The organism is Streptomyces angustmyceticus, from assembly GCF_040701845.1.
Classification (GTDB): Bacteria; Actinomycetota; Actinomycetes; order Streptomycetales; family Streptomycetaceae; genus Streptomyces; species Streptomyces angustmyceticus_A.
Map to the genome: position 1 here is coordinate 421,066 of NZ_JBFBHQ010000001.1, position 16,654 is coordinate 437,719.

At 74.2% G+C, this 16,654-nt stretch carries 16 protein-coding genes; 7 read left to right on the plus strand and 9 right to left on the minus strand.

Annotation, left to right across the window (positions count from 1 at the left end):
• Positions 1-129: 129 nt before the first annotated feature.
• Positions 130-921, minus strand: a complete 792-nt coding sequence (locus tag AB0411_RS01790) for a hypothetical protein (RefSeq protein ID WP_366415188.1) — start codon at positions 919-921, stop codon at positions 130-132.
• Positions 922-1,451: 530 nt separating this feature from the next.
• Between AB0411_RS01790 and AB0411_RS01795 the strand changes: the two genes are divergently transcribed.
• Both AB0411_RS01795 and AB0411_RS01800 read left to right on the plus strand, forming a co-directional pair.
• On the plus strand, positions 1,452-1,892 hold the full coding sequence (locus AB0411_RS01795; protein ID WP_366415189.1) for an SseB family protein: 441 nt from the start codon (positions 1,452-1,454) through the stop codon (positions 1,890-1,892).
• A gap of 262 nt (positions 1,893-2,154) precedes the next feature.
• Positions 2,155-3,204, plus strand: a complete 1,050-nt coding sequence (locus AB0411_RS01800) for a fatty acid desaturase family protein (protein WP_366415190.1) — start codon at positions 2,155-2,157, stop codon at positions 3,202-3,204.
• On the opposite strand, the gene AB0411_RS01805 is transcribed toward AB0411_RS01800, so the two are convergent.
• From AB0411_RS01805 to AB0411_RS01815, 3 genes are all read right to left on the minus strand, one after another.
• Positions 3,134-4,546: an amino acid permease gene (locus tag AB0411_RS01805; RefSeq protein ID WP_366415191.1), complete on the minus strand. Its 1,413-nt coding sequence runs from the start codon at positions 4,544-4,546 to the stop codon at positions 3,134-3,136. The two genes, AB0411_RS01800 and AB0411_RS01805, sit on opposite strands and share 71 nt — an antisense overlap.
• A gap of 240 nt (positions 4,547-4,786) precedes the next feature.
• Positions 4,787-6,001, minus strand: a complete 1,215-nt coding sequence (locus AB0411_RS01810; RefSeq protein WP_366415192.1) for an aminotransferase class I/II-fold pyridoxal phosphate-dependent enzyme — start codon at positions 5,999-6,001, stop codon at positions 4,787-4,789.
• Between the two features lie 119 nt (positions 6,002-6,120).
• On the minus strand, positions 6,121-6,567 hold the full coding sequence (locus AB0411_RS01815; RefSeq protein WP_366415193.1) for a GNAT family N-acetyltransferase: 447 nt from the start codon (positions 6,565-6,567) through the stop codon (positions 6,121-6,123).
• 131 nt (positions 6,568-6,698) lie between these two features.
• Here AB0411_RS01815 and AB0411_RS01820 point away from each other — a divergent pair, with 131 nt between their 5' ends.
• The 3 genes from AB0411_RS01820 to AB0411_RS01830 all read left to right on the plus strand — a co-directional run bounded on the left by AB0411_RS01820 (position 6,699) and on the right by AB0411_RS01830 (position 9,589).
• Positions 6,699-8,180 carry a phosphatase PAP2 family protein gene (locus AB0411_RS01820; RefSeq protein ID WP_366415194.1) on the plus strand — a complete coding sequence of 494 codons (1,482 nt, stop codon included), beginning with the start codon at positions 6,699-6,701 and terminating at the stop codon, positions 8,178-8,180.
• A gap of 155 nt (positions 8,181-8,335) precedes the next feature.
• Positions 8,336-9,151: a class I SAM-dependent methyltransferase gene (locus AB0411_RS01825; protein ID WP_366415195.1), complete on the plus strand. Its 816-nt coding sequence runs from the start codon at positions 8,336-8,338 to the stop codon at positions 9,149-9,151.
• Between the two features lie 78 nt (positions 9,152-9,229).
• Positions 9,230-9,589, plus strand: coding sequence for a VOC family protein (locus tag AB0411_RS01830; RefSeq protein ID WP_260635088.1), 360 nt, complete (start codon positions 9,230-9,232; stop codon positions 9,587-9,589).
• A gap of 45 nt (positions 9,590-9,634) precedes the next feature.
• Here AB0411_RS01830 and AB0411_RS01835 read toward each other — a convergent pair whose 3' ends face one another.
• Positions 9,635-10,558 (minus strand): NADP-dependent oxidoreductase, encoded by a 924-nt coding sequence (locus tag AB0411_RS01835; RefSeq protein WP_366415196.1) that lies wholly within the window; start codon positions 10,556-10,558, stop codon positions 9,635-9,637.
• Between the two features lie 111 nt (positions 10,559-10,669).
• Positions 10,670-11,326 (minus strand): TetR/AcrR family transcriptional regulator, encoded by a 657-nt coding sequence (locus tag AB0411_RS01840; RefSeq protein ID WP_366415197.1) that lies wholly within the window; start codon positions 11,324-11,326, stop codon positions 10,670-10,672.
• Between the two features lie 62 nt (positions 11,327-11,388).
• Here AB0411_RS01840 and AB0411_RS01845 point away from each other — a divergent pair, with 62 nt between their 5' ends.
• A complete protein-coding gene (locus tag AB0411_RS01845; RefSeq protein WP_366415198.1) occupies positions 11,389-12,717 on the plus strand; it encodes an aldehyde dehydrogenase family protein in 1,329 nt (442 codons plus the stop codon).
• A 37-nt stretch (positions 12,718-12,754) separates the two neighbouring features.
• Here the strand turns inward: AB0411_RS01845 and AB0411_RS01850 are convergent, their stop codons facing one another.
• Together AB0411_RS01850 and AB0411_RS01855 are read right to left on the minus strand one after the other, a co-directional pair.
• Positions 12,755-14,782, minus strand: a complete 2,028-nt coding sequence (locus AB0411_RS01850; protein WP_366415199.1) for a DUF5107 domain-containing protein — start codon at positions 14,780-14,782, stop codon at positions 12,755-12,757.
• A 108-nt stretch (positions 14,783-14,890) separates the two neighbouring features.
• Positions 14,891-15,796 carry an arginase family protein gene (locus AB0411_RS01855; protein ID WP_366415200.1) on the minus strand — a complete coding sequence of 302 codons (906 nt, stop codon included), beginning with the start codon at positions 15,794-15,796 and terminating at the stop codon, positions 14,891-14,893.
• A gap of 108 nt (positions 15,797-15,904) precedes the next feature.
• Here AB0411_RS01855 and AB0411_RS01860 point away from each other — a divergent pair, with 108 nt between their 5' ends.
• Complete coding sequence (locus AB0411_RS01860; RefSeq protein ID WP_366415201.1) at positions 15,905-16,240, plus strand: DUF6204 family protein; 336 nt, start codon at positions 15,905-15,907, stop codon at positions 16,238-16,240.
• Between the two features lie 38 nt (positions 16,241-16,278).
• On the opposite strand, the gene AB0411_RS01865 is transcribed toward AB0411_RS01860, so the two are convergent.
• A complete protein-coding gene (locus tag AB0411_RS01865) occupies positions 16,279-16,653 on the minus strand; it encodes a glyoxalase superfamily protein (RefSeq protein ID WP_366415202.1) in 375 nt (124 codons plus the stop codon).
• Position 16,654 lies beyond the last annotated feature (1 nt).

The window sequence follows — 16,654 nt, forward strand, 5'->3', positions numbered from 1 at the left end:
TGCGCCGGCCCGTGAACCGGTGCCTTCACCTTGCCGGGAGGTGCGGTGGGGGTCGATTACGCGGGAGGTAATGGCGGAAGGGGCCTGTGCTGCCTCCGTACAGGGACCTCGATGGACGCACCGTCCCGTCTACCGGGACGACGACAGGACCCGGACGACCTCGTTCAGTGGCTCCGGCGACGTGGCGAGCTCACCGACGAAGGGACACGTCAGTTCTGTGACGAGGAACAGGTTGGCGGCGACGAGGACGCTCACCGCCGCGACCATCCCGTAGTGCATCCAGGTCTGCTCGGTGCCGAAGATGACGGCAAACCCGAGGACCAGTCCGCTGTTCAGAAAGATCACCAGCCACAACGACAAGGGTGGGCCGGTGTTGGTGCGCGCCTGGAGCAGCCGAGCCGTTCGTGCACCGCTCAAATCCCTCAGGGACGCGAGCGAACTGGTGAGGAAAGCGCGCTGGATGTCGTTGCGCGGTTTGATCGCGTCGTACGTGCTGCTCAGGCGGTTCAGCGCGTTCTCGGCCTCGGGGGTGGTATGCCCGCCCGCCGCGCGCGGCCACTCGGCCGCCGCCGCGCGTCCGTAGTCCAAAAGGCTCTGCCGGATCCGCTCGCCCTCCGCCTTGCCGAACGCATGGAGACCTCCGGCCATCTGCACCGCAGCGGCGCCCTCGGTGCGCGTCGTCTGGTCCGCCGAGTTCACCTGGCCCCAGAGCGCGAGGACCAGGAAGCCGATGAAGAACCCGTAGACGACGGCGACAACGGGAAAGATGAAGTTTGCGATCTGGTTGTGCGCTCCCTGCTGGAGGCCGGGGAAACAGTGCCGGACACATGCCTGGACGACCGCCGTCCCGCCGGCGATGACCACGACGAGCCCGGCGAGCAGCAACCAGGGGGGAACGTTGATCACGAACCAACGGGCCACTGTTCCACGCTCCTGACGTACCCCGCCCCCGCCACCACCGACGCGGTGGCCAACGACCGCACCGGCCCGCGGACACGCCCGCTTCGCCCCTTCGGCGCCGGGACCGGTTTCCGGGCGGGCCTTCGGGCTCTGGAATCCTCAGGGGAGGACAGACGCACAGCCGCCCCCAACTGCCCTTCCACGGGCCGCCGTTGCTCGCCCGCTCGTCGTCGCGCGGTAGACGGGGAGCACGGTGACGACGACGAACACCCCGAAGACCGTGATCGCCGGCCGCGCTGATCGCTCGTCCCGGAGAGGGCACGATCGGACGCCGGCGACCGGGCAGCGAGCGATCCCGGGGGCTTGTCCGAGTCCTGACGTGTGCCTGGCCCGGCTCAGGACGTGCACAGAACGTGGGGCGGCCTAGCCTGGGAGGTATTGCCGCGCTCGCCCCCGGTCCCTGCCGCTGGGCGGCACCCGGCGGCTGCGGCAACCGCGGCGGCCCGTGCCGAGCGGGCGGCCGGTGAGCAACGCCGACGAGAGGACAGGCCATGAGCACTCCGACCCCCGATGAAAACTCGCCCCCGAGCGAGGTCAACGGTTCGCAGGCCGCGGCGGAGGCCGAGGACACCCAGGCCGCCCTGATCGCGCTCGCGACCAGCGTGGCCCTGCTGCCGCAGGCGCCGCCGGCCGAGGGCGAGGGGGAGCGCCCCGAGGGCGCCATCTCACTGCCGGTGATCGAGCAGGACGGCAATCGCTATGTGCCCGTCTTCACGACCGAGGACGCGCTGCTGGCGGCGGGCGGAGACGTGGACACCGCGCTCCGTGTCCCGGTCGTCGACCTGGCCGCGAACTGGCCGGCGGACGACCTGTGGCTGGCGGTCGATCCGTCGAGCGAGGAGGGGCTGGCCCTTCCCCCGGACCTGGTGCGGGCACTGCCCGTGTTCAGCCAGCAGGGCGGCGCCGCCCCGCCGGGCGAGGCCGGTGCGTAGGCAGACGCAGGGGGCCTGACAGCGAAGGGCGGACGGAGCCCAGGGCCGGACGGGCCCGGGAGCGGAGGGAGCCCACGCGGCACGAGGCAGCGGGACGTGCGGAGGGGCAGGGCGGGCAGCGCAGGCCCGGCGCCGCCCCGATGGTGTGCGCCGCCGCGTGCCAGGGGGGTGCGGGCACCCCCTTCAGGGTGCGGCAATCCCCCGGTCGGGTCGGGGGCGGACCGGCTGTCGGGGTGGGCGTGGCGGCTGAAGACTCGGCGGTATGACGACGAGTGTGGAGACCTCTTCCGCGGCCGCCGGTCCGGGAGCGGGCACCGGCAGTGATTTTGCGCGGCTGTCGCGGCGGATCGTGGCGGCGGGGCTGTTGAAGCGGCGGCCCGGGTACTACGCGGTGCGGCTGTCGGCGGTGAGTGCGGCGTTCGCCGGTGGCTGGGCGATGTTCTTCGTGCTGGGCGACAGTTGGTGGCAGCCGGCCGTGGCGGTGTTCCTGGCGTTCGTGTACGGGCAGATGGCGCTGGTCGCCCATGATGTGGCGCACAGGCAGGTGTTCCGCGGGCGGCGGCCGAGCGGGATCGCCGGTCGGCTGTTCGGCAATCTCGGGGTGGGGATGTCGTACGGCTGGTGGATGGACAAGCACACCCGGCACCACGCCAACCCCAACCATGAGGAGCTGGACCCGGATGTCGCGCCGGACATCCTGGTGTGGTCACCGGCCCAGGCACGGGCCGCCACGGGGCTGCCCCGCCTCGTCGGCCGGTATCAGGCGCAGCTGTTCTTCCCGTTGCTGACGCTGGAGGGGTTCAACCTGCGGGTGGCGAGCGTCCGGGCGCTGCGGTCGCCGACCATGAAGCACTGGGGCAGCGAGGCGGTGCTGCTGCTGGCGCACATCGGCCTGTACCTCGGCGCGCTGTTCCTGGTGCTGTCCCCCGGGAAGGCGCTGGTGTTCCTCCTCGTCCACCAGGCCCTCTTCGGTGTCTACCTGGGGTGCACGTTCGCGCCCAACCACAAGGGGATGCCGACGCTGACCGGGGACGCCCGGCCGGACTTCCTGCGCCGTCAGGTGCTGACCTCGCGCAATGTCCGGGGCGGTGCGCTGACCTGCTTCCTGCTCGGCGGGCTCAATCACCAGATCGAGCACCACCTCTTCCCCGGCATGCCGACGCCGCATCTGCGCCGGGCGCGGAAGATCGTGCGGGACTACTGCGCCGAGATCGGCGTCCCGTACCACGAGACGGGGCTGATCAGCTCGTACGCGGAGGCGTTGCGGCACTTGCGGCGGGCCGGGGAGCCGCTTCGTGGTCCGCGGGCCTAGGCAGCTCCGGGGCGGCCTCGGTCTCCGCCTGCCGCACCGTACGCCGGGCGGCCATGAAGGCGTAGACGAGGATGCCGACGAAGAGGAAGAGCACGCCCTGGTAGATCGCGGCGTATCCGGCGCCGGCGACGAGCCAGAAGGTGAAGCCGAAGGCGGTCAGGGCGAGGGTCAGGTCGCGGGCGAAGCGGGCGGGACGGACCTTGTCGCGGCGGCCGGTCAGCAGGAAGTAGACCTGGGCACCGGCGGCGAGGAGGTAGGGGACGGTCGCCGAGAAGGTGGTGATCAGCACCAGGATCTCGAAGACGCCGCCGGCGCCGGTGAGGTAGTTGAGCACCGTCAGGGCGCTGGCCAGCACCCCGGCGGCGAGGACGCCGAAGGTCGGGACGCCGCGCCGCTTGGTCAGGAAGGGCGCGGGGAACAGCCCGTCCTTGGCGGCGGCGTACGGGGACTGGGCGCTCATCAGGGTCCAGCCGTTGAGGGCGCCGACGATCGAGACGACGGCGGCGAGCGCGACGACCGTGCCGCCCCAGTGCCCGCCGAACATGGCGTTCACCGCGTCGGAGAACGGCGCCTTCGACTTCACCAGCTTGTCGTGGGCGACGGTGCCGAAGACGGCGACGGTGCCCAGGAGGTAGACCACGGCGGAGCCGATGGTGCCGAGGACGGTGGCCCGGCCGACGTTCCGCTCCGGGTCGCGGACCTCGCCCGCGCTCATCGCGGCGGACTCCACACCGACGTAGGAGTAGAGGAGGATCGCGGCGGCCGCGGACATCCCGCCGAGCGCGCTGCCGCCGCCCTCGTGGAACGAGCCGAGGTTGGACGGGTCGAAGAAGAACAGGCCGACGACGGCGATGAAGAGCAGCGGGACGAACTTGAGGACGGTGGAGACCGTCTGGACCAGGCCGACGTAGCGGGTCCCGGCGAAGTTGGCGAGGGCCGGCAGCCAGAGCGCACCGAGGGCGATCGCGAGGTCGGTGCCGCCGGACGGGTGGCCGGGCAGCAGGACGTGGACGTAGCCGACGATGGCGACCGCGAGTGCCGCGTTGCTGACCCAGGTCATGGTCCAGTACGACCAGGCGGAGAGGAAGCCGGCGAAGTCGCCGAACGCCTCGCGCGCGTAGACGTAGGGGCCTCCGGTGTCCGGGTGGCGCTCGGCGAGCCGCCCGAAGACCAGGGCGAGGGCGACGGCGCCGACGGTCAGTACGCCGAAGGCGACCAGGCTGACGGTGCCGAACGGGGCCACCGAGGCCGGCAGCAGGAAGATGCCGCCACCGATGATGTTGCCCATCACCAGGCAGGTGGCGGTTCCCAGTCCGAAGCGGCGGGTGTGCCGGTCGTTCATGACGTGGCGGGCCTCTCGTCGTGCGCTGTGCACCCGGGGTTACCGAGCAATGCACATGGTCGGGGATCGGCGGCGTCCGCCAAAATCAGCGGGTTTTGTCCTGCGGGGCGGGGGTCGCCGGTGAAAAACCTTCGGCCGGGGGCACCATGCGCCGCAGTTCGTCCTTGCAGAGCCCTGCAAAGGCCGCGGGGCCCCGGTGTGCGCGGCCCCCGCCCTCGGGGAGGGAGCCGGGGGTGGTGGTCAGCCGCCCGCGGGTGTGATGAGGCCGGCCAGTGCGCGGGACAGGGCGGTCAACGCCTCGGTGAGGTGCGGGAGTTCCAGCGGGTCCGGCGCGGTCAGGACGCGCTGCCGCAGTTCCGGCTCGGCACCGAGCAGGGCCTCGGCGCCGAGCCGGACCCGCAGGGTGCCGGGCGCGTCGCCGAAGCGGTGTCCGCCGCGCGCGCCCCATGGCGCCAGCTTCCGCTCCAGAGCTCGGGACTCCACGATCCCGCGGGCCGCCAGCGGCCGGCGCAGCGGTTCGAGGTCGGCGTAGAGATGGCTGCCGGAGTGCGGCGGACGGCAGACGGCGCCGGCCTCGGTGACGGTGTGGTGGAGCGCGGCGGCGAGCGTGCCGTAGACCCGGGCCATGGCGGCCGTCCGGGCGCGCACCTCGTCGGGTTCGCCGAGCGCGTGGGCGACGGCGCAGCCGAGCGGGCCCGGGACCGGCACCGGGACGGCGGTGAGCGCGTCCAGCGCGGCGGCCCGGAGGACGGCTCCCCGGTCGGTGGCGGGGAAGCGGGCCATGGCGGCCGGCCAGGAGGCGGGCACCAGCGTGGCCCGCAGGTCGGTGAGCACCACGACCTCGCCGGGCAGCATCTCGGCGGGGCTCAGCATGACGGTGTCGTGCGGATCGTGCAGCAGATCGCGGCGCGTCTCGTCGCTGATGATCCACAGACCCTCCTCCGCCGCCGCTTCGCAGACCTCGTGCAGCTGCTCGGGCGCGGGGCAGGTGCCGGTCGGGTCGTCGGCGACGGACAGCACCAGGACGCGCGGGCTGTCGCCGTGCATCCGGGCCCTGCGGACGGTCTCCAGCAGCGCGAACGGGTCGGGCACCCCGCCCGACTCCGCCGGTACGGGCGCGAGGTGCACCGGCCGTCCGAGCAGCCGGGCGGGCGGGGCGTACCACTCGGAGCAGGGCCGCGGCAGCACCACCGTGCCGTCGGCCGCGGCGAACAGCGCGAGGAGCAGGGCCGGCGCCCCGGGGGCGACGAGGACGCGGTCGGGGGTGGTGGCCTGGCCGCGGCGTTCCCAGTAGCCGCAGGCGGCGGTGCGCAGCGGTGCGCCACCGCCGGGGGGCTCGGCTTCGGTGCGGTCCGCGGCCGCGGCGAGGTGCGCGGCGAGTTCCGGGAGGACCGGCAGGCCCGCCGGCGGTTCCGGGTCCGGCTCCCGCTGCGGATCCGGCGCGGTCCGCTGCATCCGTACCTCCACTCCACGACGGCGGGTCGATCGTGGGGCCCAGGGGCGGCCCCGTCCACCTTGGCAGATCGCGGGGGTGGCGACGGGGCCGACACGTCAGCGGGGGGCGGGTCGGGCGGTCAATGCGCCGGGTGCCCGGGTGCCTCGTAGCGGTGCACCGTCACCGCCTCGCCGTCGCCCCAGTCCTGCCGTTCGGTGGCCCGGCGGATCCAGCCCCTCCGTTCGTAGAGGCCGATGGCCGCGGTGTCGGTGGCCTTCACCGCCAGTACGGGACGCACACCACGGGCCGCGGCACGGGTCTCGGCGGCGCGCAGCAGCCGGCCGCCGAGGCCCGTGCCGCGGGCGGCGGGTGCGACCCACAGCCGGCTGACCTCGTCCCCGCACAGCGCCGCATGGCCGACGAGGGCGCCGTCCGCCTCGGCGACCCAGGCCTCGGTCAGCCCGTCCGGGGTCAGCCAGCGGGCCGGGTCGTCCGGCCACCGGTGGGGGTAGCCGCTGTGGGCGTGCACCGCGGCGAGCAGCGCCACACAGGCGTCGAGGTCGGTGTCGCGCCGTTTCCTGATCATGCGGACAGCGAAGCACAGCCGGCCGGTGGGTGTCCGCCGGCCGTGCGCCCGGTGGTGCGCCGCGACACCGCGCGGCGGCCCGAGCTGTCCGTTCCTGCCTGTTGCGGGCAGTCTGGGGTACAAGGTGGCGCATGCGATCGCTACTGACCCATCTCGACCGGCGGACCTTCCACCAGATTGCCGCGCGCGAATGGCCCGGTGCGCAGCGGGTGCTGCCCCGGCTGACCCGCAGCGCCAACCACGGGCTGCTGTGGTTCGGCATCGCGGCCGGCGCGGCCGCGCTGGGCGGCCGGCCGATGCGCCGGGCCGCGCTGCGCGGGGTGGCCTCGCTGGCCGTGGCGTCGGCGACGGTGAACACCCTCGGCAAGCGCTCGGTGCGGCGCGAGCGCCCGCTGCTGGACGCGGTGCCGGTCATACGGCAGCTGCAACGCCAGCCCGTCACCTCCTCGTTCCCGTCCGGGCACGCGGCCTCGGCGGTGGCCTTCGCGACCGGTGTGGCCTTCGAGAACAAGTGGTGGGGGCTGGCGCTGGCACCGGTCGCCGCCTCGGTGGCGTTCTCCCGCGTCTATACGGGCGTGCACTATCCGGGTGATGTGCTGGCGGGTGCCGCGCTGGGAGCGGGCGCGGCGTTCGCCGTCCGCGGCTTCGCGCCGACCCGCGCCCAGCTGGCGCCGCCCGCCAGACCGCGCGCCGAGGCGCCCGCGCTGCCCGGCGGCCGGGGCCTGGTCGTGGTGGCGAACCAGGGCTCGGGGCAGCGCTCGGGCCCCCGCCCGGACCGGGCCGAGGAGGTGCACGGGGTACTGCCGCAGGCCGAGGTGACGCTGTGCGGCGGGCCGGACGGCGAGCCCCTGGACAAGGCCCTCGAAGACGCCGCGGAGCGGGCCAGGACGCTGGGCGGTGCGCTGGGCGTGCTCGGCGGGGACGGCACCGTCAATGCCGCGGCGGAGGTCGCGCTGAGGCACGGGCTGCCGCTCGCGGTGCTGCCCGGCGGCACCCTGAACCACTTCGCCTACGACCTCGGGATCGAGACCTGTGCCGAGGCGGCGCGTGCCGTGGAGTCCGGTGAGGCCGTCGCGGTGGACGTGGCGCGCTTCCGGGCGGGGCCGCATCCGGAGGCGCGGCACTTCCTCAACACCTTCTCGATCGGCGCGTACCCGGAGCTGGTGCGGATCCGCGAGCGGTGGGCGGGGAAGATCGGCGCCTGGCCCGCCGGGGTGCTCGCCGCGTGGGAGGTGCTGCGCACCGCCGAGCCGCTGACCGTACGGATCAATGGCGAACGGCGCGCGGTGTGGCTGCTGTTCGTCGGCAACTGCCAGTACCGCGGGCTGGGGTTCGCGCCGGTGCGCCGGCACGACCTGGCGGACGGGGTGCTGGATGTGCGGGTGGTGCACGGCGGCCGGCTGGCCCGCACCCGGCTGCTCGCCGCCGCCCTGACGGGTACGCCGCGCAGCTCTCCGGTGCTCGGTGAGGCGCGTCTGTCCCGGCTGCGGATCAGCGACCTCCCGAAGGGCACCACGCTGGCCTTCGACGGTGAAGTGGCCCCCGCTCCGGACCAGTTGACGCTGGAGAAGAAGAACGAGGCGCTGACGGTCTACCGCCTGCTGCCCGAATAGTGAGACCGCACTCTCATGATGCGAGATTGCGGCGTACGGTGTGAGCACCACGCCGCACGGCGGCCGCGCCCCGGGGGCGTGCGGCCGCCCGGGCGGTGGCCCGGGGCGCCGCGCGCCCGCCGGCCACCGCTCCCCCGCATGCGAAGGAGCCGGCCATGCCGCAGGAATCCGCCGTCTACACCCACGGCCACCACGAGTCCGTACTGCGTTCCCACACCTGGCGCACCGTCGCCAACTCGGCCGCCTACCTGCGTGATTCCCTGCGGCCGCACATGCACATCCTGGACGTCGGCTGCGGCCCCGGCACCATCACCGCCGACCTGGCGGCGCTGGTGCCGGACGGGCAGGTCACCGGCCTGGAGCAGGCACCGGACGTGCTCGGGCAGGCGCGCGCCACGGCCGCCGACCGGGGCCTGACGAACGTCCGCTTCGCGGTCGGTGACGTCCACGCACTGGACTTCCCGGATGACACCTTCTGCGTGGTGCACGCCCATCAGGTGCTGCAGCACGTCGGCGACCCCGTCCAGGCGCTGCGCGAGATGCGCCGGGTCACCCGGCCCGGCGGGATCGTCGCCGTCCGGGATTCGGACTACTCCGCCATGACCTGGTACCCGGAGGTCGACGGGATGGCCGACTGGCTGCGCCTGTACCTGCGGGTGGCCCGCGCCAACGGAGGCGAGCCGGACGCCGGGCGGCGGCTGCACGCCTGGGCGCGGCAGGCCGGCTTCGCCCCGGACGCGATCACCGCCACCGCCGGCACCTGGTGCTACCGCACCCCGCAGGAGCGCTCCTGGTGGAGCGAGCTGTGGGCGGACCGCACGGTCAACTCCTCCTATGCGCGCCTCGCGGTGGAGGGCGGGCACGCCACGACGGAGCAGCTGGACCGGATCGCCCGGGCCTGGCGGGCGTGGGGCGCCGACGAGGACGGCTGGTTCGGCATCCTGCACGGCGAGGTCCTCTGCCGGGTCTGACACCCGGCCCCACCACCCGCGGCCCGATCCCTGCCAAGTGATCGCGTACCTGCGGGCCACCCAACTAGGGTTGCCCGTATGGACATTCTGGGGACCTCATTGCGGGTGTGCGTCGGCGATCTCGGTGCGGCGATCGGCGTCTACGAACGACTGACCGGCGCCGAGGCGATCCGCTTCCAGCGCGGCGGGGTGGCGGTCGCGGCCGTCGGGCCCTTCTTCCTGATGAGCGGCCCCGAGGCGGAGCTCTCGGTGCTGCGGAAGATCACGGCGACCATCGCCGTCAAGGACGTGGACGAGGCGGTGGCCGACCTGACGGCGGTCGGCGCCGAGATCATCGCCGGCCCCCTGCCGACTCCGATCGGTCGCAACCTGGTGGCCCGTCACCCGGACGGTTCCGTCTTCGAGTACGTCGACCGGCAGCAGGACGGGGAGGCCTAGGAGCCTCCCCGCCCGGGGCGCCGGCAGGCCACCGGCAGGCCGCCGTCAGGCCACCTCTAGGACGATCTTGCCGCGGGTCCGGCCGGCCATGCTCCGCCGGAACGCCTCGGCGGCCTCGGGGAGCGGGAGGGTCACCTCGACCGGCACGGTCAGCTTCCCGGCGTCCGCGAGGGCGCCGAGCGCGGTGAGGTCGGCGGTGTCCGGGCGCACCCACACCATGTGGCCGCCCTTGCCGGTGACCTCGGCGTCGGCGATGGACGCCACCCGGCCGCGGTCCTTGAGCAGCTCCTGCGAGACGTCCACGACGCCGCCGCCGACGAAGTCCACGGCCGCGTCGACGCCTTCGGGCGCCAGCGCCCGCACCCGGCCGGCGAGACCGTCGCCGTAGGTGACCGGCTCGGCGCCCAGGGACCGCAGGAAATCGTGGTTGCGCTCGCTGGCCGTGCCGATGACCCGGGCGCCCCGGGCCACCGCGATCTGGACGGCGAGCGAACCGACACCGCCCGCGGCGGCGTGCACCAGGACGGTCTCGCCCGCCGTCACGCCGACCCGCTTGAGCGACTGATAGGCCGTCAGCCCCGCGAGCGGGAGTCCGGCGGCCTCCTGCCAGCTGAGCGCGGCGGGCTTGCGCGCCAGGGTCCTGACCGGCGCGGCGACCAGCTCGGCGTAGGTGCCGTGCTGCACCTCGTCCTTGCGGACATAGCCGATGACCTCGTCGCCGACCGCGTATTCGGTGGCGTCCGCGCCCACCGCCTCGACCACGCCCGCCACGTCCCACCCGGGGATCAGCGGGAAGTGCCCGTCCATCATCGGGTCCAGATAGCCCGCGACGATCTTCCAGTCCACCGGGTTGATCCCGATCGCCTTGACCCGGATCAGGAAGGAGTCCGGGCCCACCTTCGGGTCGGGGTGGTCGGTGTATTCGAGGACCTCGGGGCCGCCGTAGCTCTTTGCGATGATTGCCTTCATGATCCGCCAGAACACGTGACGGCCCGCGCGCATTCCAGGGCCATGGGCGATCACCGCAATGGCGTACGGCGGTCGCGGCCGGGGAGCGGGGAGGAACGCCCGGCCCGCCGGTCAGCCCGCCCGGGCCCCCAGGGCGCGCAGCAGGAACGGGAGGAGTTCGCGGATGGCCGCCTCGCCGGACGAGGGGCCGCCGGTCGTGCCGGGGTGTGCCGCGTCGGGGGTCAGGAAGAGGCGGCTGACCATCGAGCCGACGACCAGGTCGGCCAGCACATGGGCGTCCTGGAGCGGGGGGATGTCGCCGCGGGCGACCGCGCTGCGCACCACGGCGGCGGCCCGGTCGCGCACCGGCTGGATGATCGCGGTGTCCAGGACGCGGGCCAGCGCCTCGTTGTGCGCGGACTCGCCGATCAGGACGTGCAGCAGCCGGCCGCCGGGGCCCTCCAGGGTCTCGGCCTTGTCGCGCAGCAGGGCGGCGAGGTCGCCTTCGAGGCTGCCGGTGTCCGGCTGGGGGCCGAGGTCGCTCGCCCAGCGGACGGCGGTGCCCACGACCAGGTCCTGCTTGGAGCGCCAGCGGCGGTAGAGGGTCGCGGTGGACACCCCGGCCCGCTTGGCGACCGCAGCCGTGGTCAGGCCGCCGTAGCCGCTCTCCTGGAGGACCGCGACGGTGGCCTCCAGCAGCGCCCGGTCACGTCCGGCGTCCCGCGGCCGGCCCCGGGCGGGCTGCCGCTCGTCGGGGGCGGACTGGTTGCTCTCGGTGCGTTCGGCCACGCCGGGAGTCTACCGGCAGACTTACGAAACGAAATGTTTTCGTTTCGTGTAACCTCGCCGGCATGGCACCGCAGACCTCCACCACCGACCTGGACGCCGCCGCCGTCGTCGACCGGCTCCGCCGCACCTTCGCCACCCGCCGCACGGCCGCACCGGACTGGCGGCGCGACCAGCTGACCGCCCTGCGCGGCCTGCTCACCGGCCACCGCGACGAGCTGCTCGCCGCGCTCGCCGCCGACCTCGGCAAGGGCCCCGAGGAGGCCTACCGCACCGAGATCGGCTTCACCCTCCACGAGATCGACCACACCCTGGCCCACCTCGACGACTGGCTGGCGCCCCGGCCCGCCGAACTGCCCGACCGGCTGCTCCCGGCGACCGCGCAGGTCGTCCGCGAACCGCTCGGCGTCGTGTTGGTGATCGCGCCCTGGAACTACCCGCTGCAGCTCGCGCTCGCCCCGCTCGTCGGCGCGCTGGCCGCGGGCAACTGCGCCGTCGTCAAGCCCAGCGAACTCGCCCCCGCGACCTCGGCCGCCCTCGCCCGGCTGCTGCCGCGCCACCTGGACCGCGAGGCGGTGACCGTCGTCGAGGGCGCGGTGGCGGAGACCACCGCCCTGCTGGCCGAGCGCTTCGACCACGTCTTCTACACCGGCAACGGCACCGTCGGCCGGATCGTGATGGCCGCCGCCGCACGCCATCTGACCCCGGTCACCCTGGAGTTGGGCGGCAAGAGTCCGGTCGTCCTGGACCCGGGCACCGACCTGGCGGCGGCGGCCCGGCGGATCGTGACCGGCAAGTTCCTCAACGCCGGCCAGACCTGTGTGGCGCCCGACTACGTCCTGGCGATCGGCGACACCGCCCGTGCCGTCGAACCGCACCTCGCCGAGGCGGTGCACGAGGTCTACGGCGCCGATCCGTCCGGCGCCGACGAGTACGGACGGATCGTCAACGAGCGGCACTTCGACCGGCTGACCGCCCTCCTCGGCAGCGGCCGCACCGTCATCGGCGGCACCCACGACCGCGCCACGCGCTATCTCGCGCCCACCGTCCTGGCCGAGGTGTCCCCCGACGCACCGGTGATGCAGGAGGAGATCTTCGGCCCGATCCTGCCGATCGTGCCGGTGCCCGATCTCGACGCGGCGATCGCCTTCGTCAACGGGCGCGACAAGCCGCTGGCGCTCTACGCGTTCACCCCGTCCGAGGCCACCAAGCACCGGCTGCTGACCGAGACCTCCTCGGGCGCGCTCACCTTCGGGCTGCCGGTCGCCCATCTCACCGCGCCCGACCTGCCGTTCGGCGGGGTCGGCGAGAGCGGGACGGGGCGCTACCACGGCGAGTACTCCTTCGACACCTTCAGCCACAGCAAGGCGGTGCTCGACAAGCCGCTGGGGTGACGGCGGGCGGCGCCGTGCCGCCCGCCCCGCCCGCCGGCTACACCGGCCGCATCCGGTAGTCGTAGCGCTCCGGCAGCGGATGCCCCGTCCGGGCCTCGGCGCGGACCTGTGCGGTGACCGGCCCGCCGCCGGCGACCAGCCGCTCGGCGATGGCGTACCAGGTGTCGGCGAGCACCTCGTCGCCCTCCCGCAGGCCGGCGATCTCGAAGCCGGCGTCGAAGATCTCCCGGGCCGCTTCCGGCTGCCCCTGGACGAGCAGCACCTGAGCGGTCAGCAGCCGGAGGCGGCCGTCGGCCGGATCGGTCCGCGGCAGTCCCGCCAGCAGCCGCGCCGCCGCATCGGCCCGGCCGGCCGCGAGCAGCGCGGGCACCGCCTCCCGGACGAGAGCGGGCAGCACGGCCTGCCGGTCCCCGGCGGCCGGCCCGTGCTCCGGGGCCGTCCGCGCCGCTTCGTCGCAGGCCTGCAGATAGCGGTCGGCGGCGCGCCCGGTCTCGCCCGCCTCCGCCTCGGCAACGGCCAGGCAGTACAGCGGCAGTGCGCCGGCACCGTGCCCGAGCGCACGCTCCCAGCTGCGGACGGCCTGGGCACGGTCGCCGGCGTGCCACTGGGCGAGCCCCAGGTGGTAGTCGGTGGCCGCGCCCGACGGGGCGGATTCCAGCAGATCGCGCCAGGCCGGCCCGACCAGCGCCGTTCCGGGCACCGGGCGGGCGGCCGGCAGTTCCCCGGTGCTGAGCAGCGTCAGCCAGGGCTGCTGCTCCTCGCCCAGCGTGGCGGCGTCGAACGGTGTACCGGGCAGGTCCAGGCCCGCGCGGGCGGTCTCCAGCGCGCCCCAGCCGGAGCCGGTGGCCAGCGACTCCTTCGGTTCCTGGTCGGCGTACGGCAGCCAGGCGGCGTGGGCGGCGTCGACGTCCGCGCGCGGCAGGGCGGCTGCCAGCCGGGACGCGACCTCCTCGCGGGCCGCGTCCCAGTCCGTGCCGTGCACCGCCGCGGGATCGGCGGCCAGCGGCCCGTACGCCTCCAGCCAGGTGAACTCCCCGCCGGCGTCCAGCGGCAGCTGTTCCAGTTGGGTACGGGCCAGTCCGGCCTGGATCTCGGCGTAGCCGCCGGTGCCCGGCTCGGTGAGCCACTGCTGCCAGCGCCGGCCGCCCCGGCCGGCGCCCCACAGGAAGAGCTTGCGGCCGCGCAGGGTGTCGGTGGAGGTCTGCACCAGGCCGCGGCCGCCGGCGTCGAGGGCGGCGATCCAGCGGCGCGCGTCGTCGGGCACGTCGTAGAAGTAGTCGGCGGGGAACTCGCTGCGCAGCGGGTAGGTCCGGTCGACGCCGCCGTCCTCGGGCACCGGGACGCGGCGCAGGCTGCGTGCGTAGCCGAAGTGCCAGGCCGCGTCGGCGGGGGCCAGCACGCGGGTGCGCTCGTCCTCGGGAACGGCGGTGTTGGACCACCAGTAGACGGGGACCGTGTGGTGGTGCGGATTGCGGATCCGTACGCCCACGTGCAGGAAGTCGGAGCCGTCGGGCAGCCACAGGTCCACCTGGAAGGGCAGGTCGCGCAGCCGCTCCCACTCCCACAGCCGCAGCATCTCCCCGCCGTCCGGCGCCGGGACACGGGCGGCGTGCAGCGGGGCGCAGGAGAGGGTGGTGTGGCCGGGGGCGCCGATGTTCCATTCGATGCCGCCGGAGAACCAGGCGCCGTTGAGGGCGAAGGCGGCGGGCTGCCAGACCGGGTTGCGGTAGAGCAGTTCCCGGCCGGTGGGCTTGTGGTGCAGGGAGTGCACCCGGCCGCCGAGGCCCGGCAGGACGGTGGCGCGCAGCCGGTCGTTCTCGATGACCAGCGCGTCGAGATCGGTGGACCGGCGGGTGCGGCCGTAGCCGTCGCGCATCCGGGCCGGCAGCAGCGAGCGCAGCGGGGCGGCGCCGATCTGCCGTGCCATGTCGGCGGGCAGGCCGGCGTCCCGGGGGATCTCGATGCGGTGGAGGTCCTGGCCGCCGCGCAGGGCGGGGAGGGGGTTGTCGGGGCCGAGGGGGGCTGCGGGGAGGGTCAGGGTGGTGCGTCGCACTCTCGTGGCCACGGCTGCCTCGCAATGCTGGACCGGGCCGCCTCGGCTGCGGCGGCCTCCTGTTGACCATGGAACCGCGTGCCTGCCGCTCTGCACAGGGCTGCCGGCCGCCGGGTGAGGTCAGGGTTGCGCAAAGAGGTCCTCAAGGAGACCCGCGAGCAGCGCCGCGCCGGTGCCTTCGGGGTCGCGGTCCGGGTCGTAGATGGTGACGTTGATGCCGGCACAGCGCGGCGAGGCGGCCAACGGGCCCAGCAGCGCGCGGAGTTCCTCGGTGAGCAGGCCGCCCGGGTCGGGGCTGTCGACGGCCGGCATGACGGACGGGTCGAGGACGTCCGCGTCGAGGTGGATCCAGAAGCCGTCGAGCGGTGCGTGCGCGAAGTCGGTGAGGACGGCGCGGGCGACGGCCTGCGGGCCGCGCCGCCGGATCTCGCCGACCGGGACGTGGCCGATGCCGAGGGCGGTCAACTCCGCCCGGTCCTCGTCCGCGTCGCGCAGGCCCAGTGCGCGCAGGTCCTCGTCGCGGACGTACGGCCGCAGCCCCTCGATGTCGGTGAGATCCGCCTGCCCGCGCCCGGTGATCTGGGCCAGCCCCTCGCCGGCCGCGGCGCCGAGCGGACCGGAGACCGCCGTGTTGCCCGGGTGCCGGAAGTCGCCGTGGCCGTCGAGGTAGGCCACGCCGTACCGCCCCAGCCGGCGCAGCGCGAGCACCACCCCGAGCAGAATGCTGCAGTCCCCGCCCAGCACCACCGGGAAGTCACCGCCGCCGACGTGCTCCTCGACGCGCGTGGCGAGCTTGCCCGTATAGGCGGCGAGGGCGGCGGCGTTGAAGTCCCCGTCGCCCTCCCGCCACTCCCCCAGGTCGTAGCGGGGCGGCACCACCACACCGCCCTCCAGCGCGCCCAGCCGCCGCAGCAGGCCCTGTTCGCGCAGTGCGCCCGCGAGCTTGTAGCAGCCGGGGACGGTGCCGGGCGCGGGCGGCCGCAGTCCCAGGTTGGAGGGGGCATCGATCAGTACGGTCCGGCGCATACCGGGATCGTCACACAGGTGCACGGAAAATGGGGAGGCCCCGGAAGATCCGCTGACATAGCCTGTCCGCCCGGCCCACCGGCGATCGGCAGAACGGACCACGACCCCATGGCGACCCAGCACACCTACCGCGTCATCGTCCGCGGCAAGTGGGACGGCCTCACACCGCAGTCCCGGGCCGACCTGCTCGCCGGGGCGGACGGCGACGCTCTGGCGCAGCTGCGGTTCACGCCCGAGGGCAGCCTGGCGTACGACAGGGCGCTGCACTCCTTCAGCTACCGCTTCGTCGTCGTCTCGGACGCGGCGGACGGCGAGGAGATGGCGGCCGCGCTCGCCGAGGACAAGGCGGAGCGCGCGCTGCGGGCCGCCGGCCTCGGCTACCGGGAACTGCGGTCCACGGTCACCGACATGGACGCCATGAAGATCAACCGCAAGTCCCGCTGAGGCGCCCGGGCCGCGGCCGCGCCTCCCGAACCGGCCGGCTACGCGCCGGCGTCCGGCTCGGTGAAGCGCAGCCGGTTCCCGAACGGGTCGGTCAGCGTGAGCGAGGTACCGGTCTCGTCCTGCTCCAGGCCGGGCCGCAGATACGGATAGCCCTTGCCCGCCAGCTCGGTGTGGAGCGCGCGCACCCCGCTGAGCTCCGTGTGGAGCGTGGAGCCGGGGGTCGCGTCGCCGTGGTGCTCCGACAGGTGCAGCACGAGGTCACCGCGCGAGACCTGGGTGTAGAGCGGCATACCGGGCTCGAAACGGTGCTCCCAGTCGACCGTGCAGCCGAGGTAGTCGAGGTAGAACTCATGGGCCTTGGCCACGTCGAAGATCCGGAAGACCGGCACGGTGCGGTGGAAGACGATGTCCATG

Excerpts from the sequence above, each read along its gene's own strand:
- AB0411_RS01795 (WP_366415189.1), top strand. The coding sequence starts at position 1,452 with ATGAGCACTCCGACCCCCGATGAAAACTCGCCCCCGAGCGAGGTCAAC.
- AB0411_RS01800 (WP_366415190.1), top strand. The coding sequence starts at position 2,155 with ATGACGACGAGTGTGGAGACCTCTTCCGCGGCCGCCGGTCCGGGAGCG.
- AB0411_RS01805 (WP_366415191.1), bottom strand. The coding sequence starts at position 4,546 with ATGAACGACCGGCACACCCGCCGCTTCGGACTGGGAACCGCCACCTGC.
- AB0411_RS01810 (WP_366415192.1), bottom strand. The coding sequence starts at position 6,001 with ATGCAGCGGACCGCGCCGGATCCGCAGCGGGAGCCGGACCCGGAACCG.
- AB0411_RS01815 (WP_366415193.1), bottom strand. The coding sequence starts at position 6,567 with ATGATCAGGAAACGGCGCGACACCGACCTCGACGCCTGTGTGGCGCTG.
- AB0411_RS01820 (WP_366415194.1), top strand. The coding sequence starts at position 6,699 with ATGCGATCGCTACTGACCCATCTCGACCGGCGGACCTTCCACCAGATT.
- AB0411_RS01825 (WP_366415195.1), top strand. The coding sequence starts at position 8,336 with ATGCCGCAGGAATCCGCCGTCTACACCCACGGCCACCACGAGTCCGTA.
- AB0411_RS01830 (WP_260635088.1), top strand. The coding sequence starts at position 9,230 with ATGGACATTCTGGGGACCTCATTGCGGGTGTGCGTCGGCGATCTCGGT.
- AB0411_RS01835 (WP_366415196.1), bottom strand. The coding sequence starts at position 10,558 with ATGAAGGCAATCATCGCAAAGAGCTACGGCGGCCCCGAGGTCCTCGAA.
- AB0411_RS01845 (WP_366415198.1), top strand. The coding sequence starts at position 11,389 with ATGGCACCGCAGACCTCCACCACCGACCTGGACGCCGCCGCCGTCGTC.
- AB0411_RS01855 (WP_366415200.1), bottom strand. The coding sequence starts at position 15,796 with ATGCGCCGGACCGTACTGATCGATGCCCCCTCCAACCTGGGACTGCGG.
- AB0411_RS01860 (WP_366415201.1), top strand. The coding sequence starts at position 15,905 with ATGGCGACCCAGCACACCTACCGCGTCATCGTCCGCGGCAAGTGGGAC.
- AB0411_RS01865 (WP_366415202.1), bottom strand. The coding sequence starts at position 16,653 with ATGGACATCGTCTTCCACCGCACCGTGCCGGTCTTCCGGATCTTCGAC.